12 protein-coding genes are annotated in these 14,692 nt (G+C 64.4%); 6 read left to right on the top strand and 6 right to left on the bottom strand.

Features of this window, described 5'->3' with window-relative positions; genetic code table 11:
* Nucleotides 1-418: 418 nt before the first annotated feature.
* Nucleotides 419-583 carry a hypothetical protein gene (locus GKC30_RS14850; protein WP_196772783.1) on the top strand — a complete coding sequence of 55 codons (165 nt, stop codon included), beginning with the start codon at nucleotides 419-421 and terminating at the stop codon, nucleotides 581-583.
* 391 nt (nucleotides 584-974) lie between these two features.
* Here GKC30_RS14850 and GKC30_RS02320 read toward each other — a convergent pair whose 3' ends face one another.
* Nucleotides 975-1,955 (bottom strand): GGDEF domain-containing response regulator, encoded by a 981-nt coding sequence (locus GKC30_RS02320; RefSeq protein WP_155932084.1) that lies wholly within the window; start codon nucleotides 1,953-1,955, stop codon nucleotides 975-977.
* Between the two features lie 257 nt (nucleotides 1,956-2,212).
* Between GKC30_RS02320 and GKC30_RS02315 the strand changes: the two genes are divergently transcribed.
* From GKC30_RS02315 to GKC30_RS02295, 5 genes are all read left to right on the top strand, one after another.
* Nucleotides 2,213-3,616: a DUF4139 domain-containing protein gene (locus GKC30_RS02315; protein WP_231116997.1), complete on the top strand. Its 1,404-nt coding sequence runs from the start codon at nucleotides 2,213-2,215 to the stop codon at nucleotides 3,614-3,616.
* A gap of 10 nt (nucleotides 3,617-3,626) precedes the next feature.
* Entirely contained in the window at nucleotides 3,627-4,829 is a 1,203-nt protein-coding gene (locus GKC30_RS02310; RefSeq protein WP_155932082.1) for a trehalose 6-phosphate synthase, read from the top strand.
* Between the two features lie 28 nt (nucleotides 4,830-4,857).
* Nucleotides 4,858-8,022 (top strand): beta-phosphoglucomutase family hydrolase, encoded by a 3,165-nt coding sequence (locus GKC30_RS02305; protein ID WP_367613928.1) that lies wholly within the window; start codon nucleotides 4,858-4,860, stop codon nucleotides 8,020-8,022.
* 142 nt (nucleotides 8,023-8,164) lie between these two features.
* Nucleotides 8,165-8,335: a hypothetical protein gene (locus GKC30_RS02300; RefSeq protein WP_155932081.1), complete on the top strand. Its 171-nt coding sequence runs from the start codon at nucleotides 8,165-8,167 to the stop codon at nucleotides 8,333-8,335.
* A gap of 34 nt (nucleotides 8,336-8,369) precedes the next feature.
* Nucleotides 8,370-8,954: a histidine phosphatase family protein gene (locus GKC30_RS02295; protein ID WP_155932080.1), complete on the top strand. Its 585-nt coding sequence runs from the start codon at nucleotides 8,370-8,372 to the stop codon at nucleotides 8,952-8,954.
* Nucleotides 8,955-9,041: 87 nt separating this feature from the next.
* On the opposite strand, the gene GKC30_RS02290 is transcribed toward GKC30_RS02295, so the two are convergent.
* The 5 genes from GKC30_RS02290 to GKC30_RS02270 form a co-directional block, all read right to left on the bottom strand.
* Complete coding sequence (locus GKC30_RS02290; protein WP_155932079.1) at nucleotides 9,042-10,802, bottom strand: histone deacetylase family protein; 1,761 nt, start codon at nucleotides 10,800-10,802, stop codon at nucleotides 9,042-9,044.
* An 83-nt stretch (nucleotides 10,803-10,885) separates the two neighbouring features.
* Nucleotides 10,886-11,404, bottom strand: coding sequence for a GNAT family N-acetyltransferase (locus GKC30_RS02285; RefSeq protein WP_155932078.1), 519 nt, complete (start codon nucleotides 11,402-11,404; stop codon nucleotides 10,886-10,888).
* Between the two features lies 1 nt (nucleotide 11,405).
* On the bottom strand, nucleotides 11,406-12,419 hold the full coding sequence (locus tag GKC30_RS02280) for a D-alanine--D-alanine ligase family protein (RefSeq protein WP_155932077.1): 1,014 nt from the start codon (nucleotides 12,417-12,419) through the stop codon (nucleotides 11,406-11,408).
* Entirely contained in the window at nucleotides 12,416-13,453 is a 1,038-nt protein-coding gene (locus GKC30_RS02275) for a D-alanine--D-alanine ligase family protein (protein ID WP_155932076.1), read from the bottom strand. The genes GKC30_RS02280 and GKC30_RS02275 overlap by 4 nt, the downstream gene beginning before the upstream one ends.
* Complete coding sequence (locus GKC30_RS02270) at nucleotides 13,450-14,691, bottom strand: KamA family radical SAM protein (RefSeq protein WP_155932075.1); 1,242 nt, start codon at nucleotides 14,689-14,691, stop codon at nucleotides 13,450-13,452. Before GKC30_RS02270 ends, GKC30_RS02275 begins: the two co-directional genes overlap by 4 nt.
* Between the last annotated feature and the right edge of the window lies 1 nt (nucleotide 14,692).

The raw sequence follows: 14,692 nt of genomic DNA, 5'->3' as shown, positions 1-14,692 counted from the left end.
CGTCTGGTCCGCTCGGGCCGCTTTCCTTGCTTTTTCATCTCTTTTTCTTCTCCCTTTGTTCCCAGCAGCCCGGATCTTGAGGCCGCCTTGCCATGCGTTAAGAGGTTGTTGAAAAACGGCGATCTGCGTCGTTGCTTCAAAAAGTTCAAACCCTCGCGTACAGGAAGTGCTCTTCGGCCTTGAACTTTTTTCGCGCCTAGCATCTCATCCTTTTTGAACAGCCTCCATGTTTTGACTTTTTCAACGGCCTGCTAAGGCAACCGCTGCCCGGCGACGCCTGCATCCTCAGGACAACTCTGTAAATCTTTTTAATACAAATGTAGGTTTTTGCTTGACACCGTGGCGCGACGTGTCTATCAAGAAGGCACGTTGGCTTGATCAGAAGCAATCGCCATAGGCGCAGACCAAGGAGAGAGTCATGCAGGAACGGTTTTGCAAGTGCGGCCACAGGCTCAAGGTCCAGTACACCCTTGACGGTTTCATTCCCTGGGAGGCGGTGATTCTCAAGGGCGACTCCGCCGATGCCCCGGTCAAGGTCTGCCCTTGCTGCGGGTCATATCTGTCCATTCATTTCCTGCGCTAGGCGCGGGAAGAATTTCCCATCCCCCTGGCGGTGCCGGCGATCCTTGGCCGGTCATCCCCGCCTTCCCATCCCTGTTGAGCGTGGGCCGGCCGCATTCCCCGATGCGGTCGGCCCCGCGTGTTCCTGCGCGGTCAGTCTTCAACTCGGCGTGCGGCCTTTCGGGGCAGGGTGCGGCGGGTCTTTCTGCGGTGCGTGTCAAACCGCTGGGGATTTGGGTGCGCTGCCCGGTCATGCCGGGGGTCAGGGCAGTAGGGTGTGCATGGGGCCCAGTCGCCAATATCCGGCCCGGACAGTGGTTGTGGAAACCTCTGAGTCTGCGCGAAGGCGTGCCGGTCTTGTGAGGGCTGACTTCGGAGAGAGCCTGCGTCGTTGCCGGAAGCGGGAGCTCGGCTTATTGGCGGAGGTCTTCAGGGCCGGGCAGGAAAAGGCCCCGGGTGCGGTTGCGCCCGGATTCCTTGGCCTGATACAGGGCGCGGTCGGCTGCCTTGAGCAGATGTTCGGGGGTGGTTCCGCAGGAGGGGACGCCCGAGGCCACGCCGATGGACACGGTGACAACGCAGCTCACCGTGGAATCAGGATGTTCGATGCCGATGCGGGCCACGCTGGCATGGATGTTGTCGGCCACGGCCAGACTGCCGGGGTAGTCGGTGTTCGGCAGGATCACGGCGAATTCCTCGCCGCCGTAGCGTGCCACCATGTCGCCCGGCCGGTGGACTTCTGCCTGGATGGCCTCGGCCACCCGGCGCAGACAGGCGTCGCCGTCCACGTGTCCAAGGGCGTCGTTGTAGTGCTTGAAGTGGTCGATGTCGATCATGATCAAACCCAGCGGCGTGTCGGCCCGGCCGTTGCGCACCCATTCCTTGACCAGGCTGTCGTCAAAGCAGCGGCGGTTGGCCAGTCCGGTCAGGCTGTCGAGGTTGGACATGCGCTCGAGCTTTCGCGCCAGTTCCTCAAGCTCCCGTTCGCGCTGCATCCGTTTGACCATCTCCCGGCGCAGTTGCAGGGCCGAGCGTACCCGTGCGCGCAGCTCAATGGCGCTTAGGGGCTTGACGATGTAGTCCGACGCTCCGGCAGAGAAGGCGTGGTCCAGTGTGGCTTCGTCGCTGCGCTGGGTCACGGCGATAAGGGGGATGTCTTCGAAGTCGTGGTGCGATTTGAGGGTCAGAATGGCCCCGATGCCCCCATGTCCGGGGAGGTCCACGCCCATGATGACCAGATCGACCGGAGTGCCGGATTCGAGCGAGGCGGCGAGAACGGCCATGGCCTGATCGAAATGCGACACGGCAATGATGTCGGCGTAGCCCGCTGCGGCGAGGACGTTTCGCATGAAGGCCACCGAGGCCGAGCACTCATCGACGATCAGAAGTTTCATGATCGCCTGGCGACTATCAGAAAACGCGGCGCATGGCGAGCAATCAACGCTGGGGCGGGCTGGCCTGGGAGACAGAGCGTCTGCCTGCTTGCGTTCGATAGTCATGAAAATACGGCAGGTTGAACGCCTTTCGTGGTTTCGGTCAAAAAGAGGACTAAAAATTTTGCAAAACGCGGCGCGTCAATGTAGTTTGGATTTACTTAGCGGACCGTATTTCCGCAGGAAACCTGTCACTTCGAAACGGAGAAATGCCGACCATGCCCAAACTTGAACGGTTGATGCTCTTCATTGCCGCCTTGCTCTTGCTGCTGCCGGTTCAGGGCCGGGCCGCCGGAACCACTGGCGCGTCGCTGGCTGTATACAATTCCGGCCGCGCTCTGGTGGAGGAGTCGCGTTCCGTGGTCCTGCCCAAGGGGGCGGCGCGGGTGGTGTTCAAGGATGTGCCCGCAACCCTGGAGCCCACCTCGGTGCGTGCGTCCGCACAGGGAATGCGTGTTGTCGGGCTGGAGTACGAGGCCCCATCGATCACCGTGCAATCCCTGCTCGATCGCTATGTGGGGCGCGAGTTGACGGTCATCCTGCCCGATCCGGCCGACGCCAACGCACGCGTTCAGCGCAAGGCCACCCTGGTCGCCAACGACGGCGCACCCGTGTTCCAGATAGGCGAGGAGATCTATGTGGGCAGCTATGAGGCGTTGCTGCTGCCCCAGTTGCCCGCTGGCCTGAGCGCGGTGCCCGCCCTGACCCTGATCACCGAAAACGGCAACGAGGGGCGGCGTGACGTGCGTCTGAGCTATCTCATGGGCGGCATCAACTGGCGGGCCGACTACACGGTCATCGTCGATGCCGCCGGCAAGGCCGCGTCCGTTGATGCCTGGGCCACAGTGGACAACCGCTCGGGCCATGCCCATGCCGAGTCGGCCCTGAAGCTGGTGGCCGGAGACGTGCGTCAGGCAGCGCCGGAGCGGGCCATGGGCAAGGGGATGATGGTCACCCGGTCCATGAGCGAAGACATGGACATGGCCGGGCAACCCGTCGAGGAGTCGTTCTCCGAGTACCATGTCTATACCGTGGAGCGGCCCGTGGACATCCCGGGTTCGGGCATGGTCCAGCTGAGTCTGTTTTCCGCCCCCAAGGCGTCGGTGCGGCAGGAGCTTTCGAGCCGCTATCACGGCGGGATCGGACAGGTGTCGGGTCCTGTGTCCCAGGCTGTCGCCCTGGCCCTGCGTTTTGACAACACCGATGCCAATGGTCTTGGGCGGGCCATGCCGGCCGGGCTTGCCAGGGTCTTCATGCCCGCCTCGGACAACCGGCTGCTGCTGGCTGGCGAGGCCCGGCTCGGCCATGTGGGCCGTGGCGGCGAAGTGGACCTGGCGCTCGGGTCCTCCTTTGACGTGGCCGTGACCCGCACCCAGACTGCCTTCAGCCGGCTGGGCAAGAATTCCGTTGAAATGAGTTGGCGCATCGAGGTCAGAAACAGCAAGCCCGATCCGCGAGCCCTGAAGCTGACCGACGCCTATCCCGGCCAGTGGAAGGTCACTGCCGCAAGCCGGGACTACACCACGCCGGACGCCGGGAGTCTCCAGTTCGATCTCCTGGTGCCTCCCACCGGAGACGGTGCGCCTCTGATCATCACCTACACAGTGCAAGTGAGCTACTAAGGAAGACGCAATGTCCGCACAAGACGCCGTGACCCTGACCACCCTCAAGGACTTCTACGCCCTCATGGCCGAAACCAGGGAGGTTCGGGCCCAGGCTGTGGCCGCCATTCTGCGCGGCGACGAGGTGCCCGGCCATGTGGTGCCCTCGCTGCGCAGCGCCCTGTGCGCCCTGGACGAAGTGCCGGAAGTCGATGGCCGTCGCGTACTCTCCCTGGACGGAGTGCGCGACATCGTCCTGGACATGGATTACGAGATCAACGAGACCCGCAAGGACATCTTTTATCTTGAGCAGGGCGAGGAAACCTTCCTCGAGTTTCTTTCGGACCTGCATCCCGGTTTCGACGGTCATGTGGCTGCCGGGCGCGATCTGCTCAAGGGGCTTGACCTCAATTGCCTGATCACCGACCGCGACGGGACCATCAATAACTACTGCGCCCGCTACCTGACATCCATCCAGTCGGCGTACAACGCGGTTTTCCTGTCGCGTTTCGCCATGGGCGCGGTGCAGCGCCCGATGGTCCTGACCTCGGCCCCGCTGGCCGGGCTCATTGAAATCAGCGTCAACCCAGAGGGGCGCATTTACTACGCTGCGTCCAAGGGACGCGAGTGCCTCGACCTGGAAGGCCGGGTCCGCCGCCTGCCCATCCCGCCGGAGAAGCAGCGGCTCATGAGCGACCTCAACGACCGGCTGGCCGAGCTGGTGGCGCGGCCCCAGTACGAGAAATTCTCGCTCATCGGTTCGGGGCTGCAATTCAAGTTCGGCCAGTCCACCGTGGCCCGTCAGGACATCGGCCGTTCGGTGCCCGAGGATGAGTCCCAGGCTTTTCTGGGGGTGCTCGCCGGGCTGGTGGAGGAATTGGACCCTGGCCGCGACATGTTGCGTATCGAGGACACGGGGCTGGATGTGGAAATCATCCTGACCATTGAGACCGAAGCGGATGCGGTCAAGGATTTCGACAAGGGCGACGGGGTGAAATACCTCAGCTCGGAGCTGGACCTGGAGATGGTCCACGGCCCGCATCTCGTCTGCGGCGATACCGCAAGCGACGTGCCCATGCTCGAGGCGGCCATGTCCATGGCCGCCAATACCCGAGCCATCTTCGTAACCCGCGACAAAGCCCTGGCCACGCGAGTCAGGGGCGTGACGACCAACGCGGTGATCGTCCCCGAGCCGGACATGCTGGTGGCGATCATGGGCTCCCTGTCCCCGTGACCGGGATAATCTCAGATAAGGAGACACTGTGGCTGCAATTCCCCTCAAAGGCGTCGTGTTCGACCTCGACGGCGTGATCACCAGGACGGCGAGCGTTCATGCTCAGGCATGGGAAACCGCGTTCAACGAATTTCTCAAACGCCACTCGGAGGAGAAGAACATCCCCTTCGAACCCTTTGACCGGACCCGGGACTACCAGAACTATGTGGACGGCAAGCCACGCTTCGAGGGTGTGCTGAGTTTTCTCAAGTCACGCGGCATCCGGCTGCCCGCCGGAGATCCCGAGGACCCGGCCGGGCTGGATTCCATCTGCGCCGTGGGTAATCGCAAGAACGAGCTGTATCAGAATATTCTGCGCGATGAAGGCCCGGAGGTCTTCGCCTCCTCGGTGCGGCTCATCGACGAGCTCAAGGCGCGGGGGGTGCGCGTGGCCGTGGCCACCTCCAGCCGCAACTGCATGCTCGTTCTTCAACTGGCCGGGCTTGACGACGTTTTCGAGGCGCATATCGATGGCGTGGTTTCGGCCGAGCGCGGGCTCAAGGGCAAGCCCGACCCGGACATATTCGTTGCCGCGGCCAGAGAGCTTCAATGCAATCCGGGAGAGTGCGCGGTGGTGGAGGACGCCATCTCCGGCGTTCAGGCCGGGCGAGCTGGCAATTTCGGCATGACGCTGGGCGTGGCCCGCAACACTCCGGGAGAGCTGCTGCTGCGCTTTGGTGCGGACAAGGTCGTTTCCGACCTCGGCGAAATCACGGTGGATGACCTCTTCGACTGGTTCGAGACAGGCATGGCCAGCGACGAGTGGCTGCTGACATACAACGGCTTTGATCCCGGCGACGAGAAATTGCGTGAAACCCTGACCGCCGTGGGCAACGGCTATCTCGGCACACGCGGGGCCTATGAGTGCGAGTGCGCCTCGTACTACTTTTATCCCGGCACCTACATCTCGGGCGTGTTCAACAAGACCGTCAGCCAGGTGCAGGGGCGCGACGTGTGGAACAACGACATGGTCAACTGCCCCAACTGGCTGCCCGTGGAGTTTCGCATCGGTCAGGGCGAGTTCGTCAGCCCGCTGTCCATGGAGATCCTCAGCTACTCCCACCGGCTGAACATGCGCTCCGGGGTGCTTTCCCGCGACATGGTGGTCAAGGACCAGGTGGGCCGACTCACGCGCATCGCCTCGCGTCGGCTGGCGTCCATGGCCAATTGTCACCTCTGCGCCCTGAGCTTCGACCTGACCCCGCTCAACTACTCCTCGCGCATCACCCTGCGTTCGTCCATCGACGGCAATGTGGAGAACAAGGGCGTGGCCCGCTACGCCTCGCTCAATACCCGCCACCTGCGCCGGGTGGGCGGTGGCCCGGCTGGAGAGGGCATCTTTCTCCATGTGGAGACCTCGCAGTCGCGTTATCAGATCGTCATGGCCGCCAAGTGCTCGGTGTATGAAGACGGCAAACCCCTGCGCGTTCAGCGCGAGGTGGTCCAGGACGAGGCCAAGGTGTCTGAGGAACTATGCGTCTCGGCCACGGAAAACACCCGGTACACGTTGGAAAAGTTCGTTTATGTACGCACCTCGCTGGACCAGGAACCGGGCGATCTCAAGGAAATGTGCCTGGACGGGCTGCGCGGGGCGCGTACCTTCGCCGGGGTGCACGGACCCCACGCCAGGAGCTGGAAGGCCCTGTGGCAGAAGGCGGACATCCGGGTCACGGGCGACCGTTTCGTGCAGCGGGTGCTGCGCCTGCACATCTACCACCTGCTGGTCACGGCCAGCCCCCACAATGTCAACCGCGACGCGGGAATGCCCGCCCGGGGACTGCACGGCGAGGCTTACAGGGGACACATCTTCTGGGACGAGATGTACATCCAGCCCTTCTTTGACTCCAACTTCCCCGACATCTCCAAGTCGTTGCTCATGTACCGCTACAACCGCCTCGACGCGGCCAGGGCCTATGCCCGTGAAAACGGCTGCCTGGGGGCCATGTACCCGTGGCAGACCGCAGACGACGGCACCGAAGAGACCCAGGAGGTCCACTACAACCCGGAATCCAAGAAGTGGGACCCGGACCTTTCCCGCCGCCAGCGGCATGTGTCCATCGCCGTGTTCGTCAATGCCTGGCGTTATGTGTCCTGGAGCGGGGACAAGGCGTTCCTTCGGGCCTTCGGGGCCGAGCTGATGCTCGACATCGCCCGCTTCTGGGGCTCCATAGCCCGCTTCGACGAGGAGACCGGCAGATACCACATCGAGGGCGTCATGGGGCCGGACGAGTTCCACGAGAAGCTGCCGGGCAGCACCGAGCCGGGGCTCAAGGACAACGCCTACACCAACATCATGGTGGTCTGGCTGCTGGAGAAGTCTCTGGAGATCCTCGACGAGCTGCCCGCCAAGGTGCGCGAGGGGCTGGAAGAACGCATCGGCCTGACCGGGGGCGACGTGGCCAAGTGGCGCGACATGACCACCAAGCTCAACGTGATCATGACCGGCGACGGCATCATCAGCCAGTTCGACGGCTACATGGATCTCAAGGAGCTGGATTGGGAGGCGTATCGCAAACGGTTCTATTCCATCCACCGCATGGACCGCATTCTCAAGGCCGAGAATGACTCGCCCGACAACTACAAGGTGGCCAAGCAGGCGGACACGCTCATGACCTGGTATGTGCTGGAGCCCGACGAGGTGGCGCGGATTCTGAACCAGCTCGGCCACCGGGTGGACGATCCCGTCAAGCTGCTGCGCGACAACTACGACTACTACGAGCAGCGCACCAGCCACGGCTCAACCCTGTCCAAGGTGGTGCATGCAGTCATCTCCCGCTACATCTACCCGAGCGAGGTCTCCTGGGACTGGTTCATGGAGGCCATGCACAGCGACATCGAAGACACCCAGGGCGGCACCACCATCGAAGGCATCCATACAGGAGTCATGGCCGGAACCCTGGAAGTGGTCAAACAGGACTTCATCGGGCTTAACCTCTCGGCCACGCCCATGAAGGTGGCCCCGGATCTGCCCGACCATTGGGGCGAGGTGCACCTGAGTTTCGTCTGGCGCAAGGTGTGGTTCGATCTGCACATCGCCCGCGACCGGGTGAACATTACCGCCTATCACAAGGGCGACCGCGTGTTGCCCGTGGAGATCTTCGGCAGGCCCTACATGCTCAAGCCGGGCATGACTGTGGAGGCCGTTCGCGAGTAACCGCCGCCGGGAGCCGCTTTTCGGTCGGATCGTATTGACGGCCGGTGGGCGAGCATCTAAAATGGTGACGATATGCCCGTTGTCGCCCGATTCCACCTCTCTTTCGGGGAGGCGGGGGTGGACGGAGCAAAGGAGAACTCCAATGCAGACTTACATATATGTCGGGTTGGCCCTGGCTGTTGCCGGGCTGATCCTTGGCCTGTTCCTGTTCCGCAAGAAGGCGGCCCGCCCCAAGCGGGAGCTGGAGTCCTTCAATTTCGACAAGAGCAAGAGTTACGAAAAGGACGGGCGCAAGTATCCGTTTTCCTACTGACCTTACGCCGGGCGCAAGCCTGAGGCTCATCCTCATGCGTCATGGACAGGTGGCCCAGGTGACGCCGCGGCGTTTTCTGGGCCAGCGCGATGTGGCTCTGGACGCCGAGGGAGAGCGGCAGGCGGATGCGGTCGGCCGGGCGTTGGCCATGCCTTTTGACGCGGCCTTTTGCAGTGACCTTGCCCGTGCGCGGGAAACGGCCCGGCGCGTGCTGGCTCATTGCTCCCAGGGTGTGGCCGCGCCCACGCCCCTGCTGCGCGAGATAGCCCTCGGACAGTGGGAGGGGCTGACCGTTGCCGAGGTGCGCGAACGATACCCCGGCGAGTACGGGCGACGCGGCGCGGACCTGCCCGGATACCGCCCGGCCGGGGGGGAGAGCTTTGCCGACGTTCAGGCACGAGCCGTCCGGTTCCTTGATTCGCTGGCCCCGCTGACCGGCACGGTCCTGGCCGTGGCCCACGGCGGATTCAACCGGGCGCTGCTCTGCCATGTCACAGGCCGCCATCTGGCCGATCTCTTCTCAATTCCCCAGGAGTACTGCTGCGTCAACGTGCTCGACGGCTCGCCAGCGGGCTGGACCGCCAGGGCGGTGGGCCTGTGCCTGGACGGCATGGCCTGAGAGGCCGGCCGTGGAACCGCGCCAGCGCGGCTTATCGGATAATCTGGTCGTGTGGGCCGCCGGGTCGCCATGGGGCGAGCACCGTCGCTACCGCCGGGAGGCTCTGGTTGCGCCCTGGTGCAATCCCTGGAAGAAGCTGCGGGCGTTAACCCCCAGGGAGCGTATCAGATAGCCGCCTTCCTGGATGACCAGGGTGCGCAGTCCCAGGCGTCCGATGAGCTGGCCCGAAGCTGCGAAGTCACGGGCGTTTAAGCTCCAGGTGCCGGTGGGGTCGCCCTTGGCCGTGTCCAGGCCCAGGGAGACCACCAGGAAGGTGGGGGCGAAGTCGCGCACAAGGGCCAGGGCGCGGACCAGGGTGTTGCGATGCTTCTCGCCGTCCACCCGCTCCAGCAACGGGAAGTTGCGGTTGTACCCCAGTCCCCGGCCCTTGCCCGTTTCCTCGGCAAATCCGCTGAAGTAGGGATAGGCGAAGCGGGGGTGGCCGTGGATGGACAGGGTCAGCACATCGTCGCGTTCATAGAAAATGTTCTGGGTGCCGTTGCCGTGGTGGTAGTCGATGTCGAGCACGGCCACGCTGCCCAGCCGGGAGAGCCAGTGGGCGGCCACGGCCGCGGTGTTGAAATAGCAGAACCCGCCAAAGGCGCGTCCCTCGGCATGGTGGCCGGGCGGGCGCACCAGGGCGTAGGCGAGTCTGCGGCCGGAGGTCATGGCCTGGGCCGCGGTCAGCCCGCAGTCCACGGCCCGTTTGGCCGCCTTCCAGGCGTTGGCGTTGAGGGGGGTGAAGGTGTCCATGCAGTAATAGCCGGCGCGCACGGGCAGCTCGCGTGGCGGCCTGGTCGCATTGCGGATGGGAAAGACGTAAGGATACACGGATTTGTTCTCGGGCAGGCTGGCGCAGACCCGGCGGAAATAGTCCACATACCCCTTGTCGTGGACCGCGGTGATGACCGCCTCGGGAAAATGGCGTACGGCAAGTTCGTCAAAAAGGCCGCACCGATCCAGTTCCTTGCGAATTTTGGCGATGCGTACCGGGGCTTCCACATAGCCGCGCTCGCGGACATGGTGGATGTCGTGAACGTCGTTGGCCACCAGGGCGATGCGCCTGTCGCGGCTCATGACCGCACATGGGGCCGGGGCGGGCGCGGAGTCGTTTCGCGCCCCGTATCGGGGCGGCCGCAGGGCGAGATCTCCGGTGGCGAAAGAGGCCACCACCCTGTCCGTGTATTCTGCCGGGCAGACATCGCGATACTTGCGGGTCAGGATGGCCCGGACAATGGCCCGGATTCTGGCGCGGGTGAGCTTGAGCTTTCTGCCCAGCGGATCGACCACAAGATAGGGCGGACACTCGCCCCCCGGGATCAGCGGGGTCTCGTAGGCCGTGCCGGTGATGGGCCGGGCACCGTAGCGCTCGTAGAAGGCGAGGCGGGCCTTGTTTTCCTTGAGGATCTTGGGGTTGGAGCATAGAGCCGGGTCATCGGGCAGACACTCGAAGAACAGGGCCGTGTCCCCAAGGGCCAGCGCCTCTTCGCGGATTCGCTCGTACAGGGCAGAGCCGATGCCGCCCCCGCCGTGGCGCAGGCTGACCGAGACGAAGTCGAGATAGCAGAAGTCGAGGTCTGGAAAATGGCAGAGCAGGGCAAAGCCGCGCACCTCGCCCTTGCCGTTTTCGGCCACGAAGAGGATGGAGCGGTATTGCTTGAGGAACGGGTTGGCCAGCAGCTCGGGAAGCAGGTCAATTTCGGCGGGATCGAGCAGGGGGAAGCGCTCGCGCAGGATGGCCTGCGCCTTGGTCATGGCTGTCTGATCCACTGGCAGCCGGGTGTCGTACACCGGACGAATCCTGAACATGCGTCAGTCCTTGGCCCTCGCGGCCCGGTACCTGTCCTTTGCCAGCCCGGACCATGTCATTTTCTGAAGTTGGCCGTATCCGGTCAGTCGAGGCTCCGGGTGTAGACAAGACAGTCCTCACCCCGGTCGTAGTAATCCATCATCCGCGATTCCAGCCTGTAGCCGCAGGACTCGTAAAAACTCCGGGTGGGCGCGTACTGCTCCCGCGAGGAGGTCTCGACGAACACCTTGCGCACACCCATGGCCAGCATCCGCCGCTCGCACTCGCGCAGGATGCGTCTGCCCAGGCCGCGCCCCTGCATGGCCTGATCGACCACGATCCAGTAGAGATCCCAGCTCCCCTTGGTGCACGGCACCGGGCCAAAGCAGGCAAAGCCAGCGGCCGAGACCGGCGTGTCGGCCTCTGGCCGGGCGAGCAGGAAGTGGTAGCCGCTTTCCTCGCCTCCGGTGATGGCCGCCCAGGCCAGCTCCTCGACGATGAGCACTTCCTCCTCGGAAAAAAACCGGGTCTCGGCGGTCAGGGCGCACAAAGCCCGCACGTCTTCCACGGCAAGCTGGTCGTCGTAGACGATGTCCAGGGTCAAAAGCTGCGTCTCGCTCATGTCAGGCCGCCTTCTTTTCGCCGATGTGTCTTCGCAGCGCACCGTCCACGATGGCGGCGATGACATCGGAAGGTTTTCTCCCAGCCTCCCTGGCCGTGGCCATGAATCCGGCGTTTTCCGCCAGACAGGGATTGGCGTTGACATCAATGATGAAAAGATCCCCCTGGGCATCGGCCCGGAAATCCACACGGGCGTACCCGCTGAGTCCCATCTCGTCCCAGCAGTCTCGGGCGGTGCGTTCCAATCGGGCCGTCAGCCCTGGCTCGGCCCTGCGGAAGGCGAAGCCGCGCACCGTGGACAGGTCCGCCTCGGACCCTTCCTGCCACTTGGCGTCGTAGCCCACGATCTTGACCGGCATGTCGTGGCGAAACACGATTTCGGCCGAGCCGAGGATTTCGGCCGTGTGGTCCGCTGTCTCAAGCAGGGAGACGCTGAACTCGCGGCCGTTGATGAACCGCTCGGCCATGCAGGCCCCGCCTTGGCGGTGGCGTCGGGCGGCCATGGCGGCCAGCAACTGGTCCGCGCCGGTTATGTCCATGACCGAGGAATCGTCCAGGCCGATGGAGGCGTGCTCGCAACGGCTCTTGACGATGTAGCGGCCGGGTCCGGGGAAGCGGCCCCGCTTCAGCCCGGTCTCGTCCACCCCGGCCGGGGTGGGCAGGCCAACGGAGAGCATGTGCCGCTTGGCGGCAAGTTTGTCGTTGGTCAGGAAGAGCACCGAGCTGTCGGCCCCGGTAAAGGGCAGGCCGAGTTTGCGGAAGATGATCGGGGTGAGGTTGGCCAGCTCGTCGGAATCCATGATGCTTTCCACCAAGTTGAAGACCACGGCCGGGCGGATGCCCTGGAGGGTGTTCACGGCCTCGCCCAGGTCGGAGCCAAGCTCCACCTCGACCACGCTCCAGCCAAGTTCGCGCAACATGCGGCTGACGAACCGGCTCTGGGCGATGACATCGGCCACGTCTCCGGCTGCGCCTCGGGGAACCCGGTTTCTGACCACTGCCGCTGTACGTTTCATGCTGCTACTCCGGCTGCAACTCCGGCAGCCATTCCGGGGGCCTCCCCGGCGTTTTCCGCTCTCCTGACGCGATCCAGGGCGGAGAGAAGTATTTCCCGGATCAGGGCGTCGTAGGTGCGGCCGCCAAGGCGCCAGAGGATGGGCAGGTCCGAGCTTTCGGGGTTGAGGCCCGGCAGGGGGTTGACCTCAATGAACCGGGGCGCGTCGTCGCTGTCCAGGCGCACATCGATGCGGCCCGCATCCAGGCATCCCAGGACGCGCCAGGCGTGCAGGGCGAGCCGGGCCGCGCCCATGGCCGCCTCGTCGTCCACCAACTCGTAGGCCACGCGCCGGGTCCAGTCCTGCTTGTTTTCATAGGTGTAGGCCGAGGCGTCGCCCTGGCCCACGGCCCTGACCTCAATGACGCCGGCCACACGGCTGTGGTCGCCGCTGCCCAGAAGGCCCACGGTGAACTCGCGGCCGGGCAGATACGTTTCCACCAGCACAGGCTGGCGGAAGGTTGTCAGCAGGTCGGTGCAGACCTCGCGCAGGGCGGCGGCGTCGCGGACCAGCGAGCGGTCGCTGATGCCCTTGCTGGTGCCCTCGGCCACGGGTTTGGCGAACAGGGGGAAGGGAAGGGACACCGCGTCCAGGTCAGCGGGCCGGGCGACGACTGCGTAGTCGGCCGTGGGTACGCCAAGGGAGCGGGCCACGGCGTTGGTCCTGCCCTTGTGCAGGGTCAGGGCCATCAGTTCTGGGCCGGAAAAGGTGTAGGGGATGGACCATGCGTCGAGCAGGGCCGGAACCTGGGCCTCGCGTCCCAGCCCGTGCAGCCCTTCGGCGATGTTGAAGACCAGGTCCCAGCGGTGGCCTGCGGCCAGCCGCGAGACCAGGGCGGTGACGTTGCCGATGCGGTCCACGGTGTGGCCGAGGTCCTCGAGCGCTCCCTGAATGCCCGCGATGGTCACTTCGGAGTCGAATTCGGCGGCCTGCTCGCACGACAATCCCTGCCTGAGGTAGTCGTCCTTGAGGTCGTAGGTCATGCCGATGTTCATTGCGCGTTCTCCGTGAGCGCGGCGCCAGTGATGACGGCCGACGGCTCGGGGTCGGGATAGGTGAAGAGCCTGCCCTCGTAGTTGCGCAGCAGCACGTTGCCCTTGTCGCGGCCCACGTAATATTCGGGCAGCAGGGGAATCTTGCCGCCGCCGCCCGGTGCGTCGATGACGTAGCTTGGCACCGCGTAGCCCGAGGTGTGGCCGCGCAGGCCCTGGATGATTTCAAGCCCCTTTTCCACGCGAGTCCTGAAGTGGGCCGAACCGGGGATGGGGTCGCACTGATACAGGTAGTAGGGGCGCACACGGGCCTTGAGCAGGCCGTGCATGAGCCGCTTCATGGTCTCCACCTCGTCGTTGACGCCCTTGAGCAACACGGTCTGGCTGCCCAGGGGGATGCCCGCATCGGCCAGCATGGCGCAGGCGCGAACGGTCTGGGCCGTCAGCTCGTCGGGGTGGGCGAAGTGCAGACTGATGAAGAGCGGGTGGTGCTTGCGAAGCATGGCCGTCAGCTCCGGCGTGATGCGCTGGGGCAGCACGGCAGGCACCTTTGACCCGATGCGGATGATCTCCACATGGGGGATGGTGCGCAGTTCGGTCAGCAGCCAGTCGAGCCTGTCGTCGGGCATGGTCAGGGGGTCGCCGCCCGAGAGGAGTACGTCGCGCACGGCAGGGTTGGCCCGGATGTATTCGATGCCGCGTTTCCACTTGCGCGTATCGTGCCTGCGTCCGCCTTTGCCCACCAACCGCGAGCGGGTGCAGTAGCGGCAGTAAGTGGAGCAATAGTCGGTGACCAGGAAGAGAACCCTGTCCGGGTAGCGGTGGACGATGCCGGGCACGGCGGTGTGCCCCTCCTCGCCAAGGGGGTCTTCGGCCTCGCTTGGGTCCATGACGAATTCGTGGATGGTCGGCTCGATGCATCGGCGCAGGGCGGTGGAGCCCGCCACAGCCGCCACGCCGAGATAGTAGGGTGTCACGGCCATGGGCAGCCCCTTGCCAAGGGGCATGGAACCGGCCCTGGAATATCCGAGCACTTTTTCGACAGTGTCCACGTCCAGAACGCGGTTGGCTATTTGCCAGCGCCAGTCGTTCCATCGCGACTCGGTCACGCCCGGAAAAACGTGTTCGCGGAAAGCCCGCAGGGAGGGATAGAGACCGCCGAAGGCGGAGGTGCCATCGGCGCAAGGGATGTCCTTGGGAAGGGGAGGCTCCTGTTCGGTGCAGGCTTCGATTTCGATCATT

The sequence above is a fragment of the Pseudodesulfovibrio alkaliphilus genome, from assembly GCF_009729555.1.
Lineage (GTDB): Bacteria > Desulfobacterota > Desulfovibrionia > Desulfovibrionales > Desulfovibrionaceae > Pseudodesulfovibrio > Pseudodesulfovibrio alkaliphilus.
The sequence above is the reverse complement of the archived record's forward strand: the minus strand, read 5'-3'. Positions and strand labels throughout refer to the sequence as shown.